This window comes from Anaerovirgula multivorans, assembly GCF_900188145.1.
Lineage (GTDB): Bacteria > Bacillota > Clostridia > Peptostreptococcales > Natronincolaceae > Anaerovirgula > Anaerovirgula multivorans.
Genome location: NZ_FZOJ01000092.1, coordinates 1 through 1644 on the forward strand (window position 1 = coordinate 1; position 1644 = coordinate 1644).

Below are 1644 nucleotides of genomic sequence, written 5' to 3' on the forward strand. Positions count from 1 at the left end.
ACCATCAGCAGTAGAAGAAGGCTTGCCTGAAGAAGAAGTAGCAGGAGGGAAAGGCACAGCAGAAGATCCATATATCCTAATGACAAAAGACCAACTCAACAATATGAGATATGAGATAGCAGCCCAATATCGACTCGGAAACGACATAGATCTGGACGAAGAAGAATGGGAACCAGTAGGAAACAGCAGTATGCCCTTTAGCGGAACCCTGGATGGAAATGGGTATAGCATTAATAATCTTCATATCAACAAAGGAATAGCAGATTATGTTGGTTTAATGGCATACACCAACAATGCAGATTTTAGAAACATTAAAATTGATGGCATAATAGTGTTCGGAAGAAATTACGTAGGAGCACTGGTTGGTTATGCTAAAGAGATTAATTCATTTAGCAATATATATATAGGAAGTGGAGAAATCAATGCCACCTCATATGTAGGAGGTTTAGCAGGAACAATTGAAGGTGGAAATGTAGAGTACAGTTCAACCGAAGTCAATATCGTTGCCACATCAAGCTATGGCGGAGGTTTGATTGGACACTCAAGAGCTGATATTTCAAAATCCATTACATTCGGAAATATTGCAGTTACATCAAACTATGCAGGCGGATTGGTAGGATATATTGCTAGTAATAACATAGTAGCAGAAAGTTGTGCGACAGGAGATATAACAGGTAATGCCTATATTGGCGGACTAGTTGGAAGAGTATATGCAAATGGAGCAAAGATAGAAAACTCCTTTGCATTAGGGAAGGTTACAGGTAGGGGCAGTAATCCCTACACAGGAGGATTATTAGGACAAGTCTATAGCAGTAGTTCCGCAGCGCGAGTCAATGTAAACAACTGCTATTCAGTAGGAATTGTTAATGCAACGGGAACAACAGCAGGAGGATTAATAGGTCAAAATAACAATACATTAATAACCAATAGTTATTTTGATAGTGCAAATGCAGGCTTTGAATTACCACTGGATCAAGCAAAGACAACACCTGACTTACTAAAAATGGTAGTATTTAGAAACTGGGATTTTGAAAATATATGGGAAATTGAAGAAAATATTACGTATCCCTATTTCATCAACCTTCCAATGCCATCAGGTGTAATAGTTAACCATGAATTGGTAGAAGTGCTTGAAGGGGATGGAACCCCCGAAAATCCATATATTATTAAAGATGCAATTGATATTAGCAAAATGAGGTTTTCGATGGATTCACACTATGTTTTAAAGAATGATATTGATTTAGAAAACATTTTATGGAGACCAATTGGAGTAAGTACCATGCCGTTTAGAGGTGAACTAAATGGAAACGGATATAGCATTAAAAATTTATTTATTAACAGACCAGCAGCAGATAACCTAGGATTATTTGGTTATATTGTAGACGGCAAGATATGGAACCTAACAATTGAAAATGCTAATGTTACAGGTAGGAACAATGTTGGAGCTCTAGTTGGTTATGCCAAAGGAAACAATCAGATTATGAATGTCAATATAATCAGTGGAGAAGTTAACTCAAATTCCTATGCAGGTGGACTGGCAGGCTATGTGGAACAAGGGTTCATTGAAGAATGTTCTGCGAAAATTAACATAAATACCCTTAATGGTAGAGCAGGAGGATTAATAGGACATTCCCGCTCCAGCGT

At 37.7% G+C, this 1644-nt stretch carries 1 protein-coding gene; it reads left to right on the forward strand.

Annotated elements, in window-relative coordinates; all coding sequences use genetic code 11:
* On the forward strand, positions 1-1644 hold a 1644-nt coding region (locus CHB72_RS25700; protein WP_278277915.1), incomplete at both ends, for a GLUG motif-containing protein.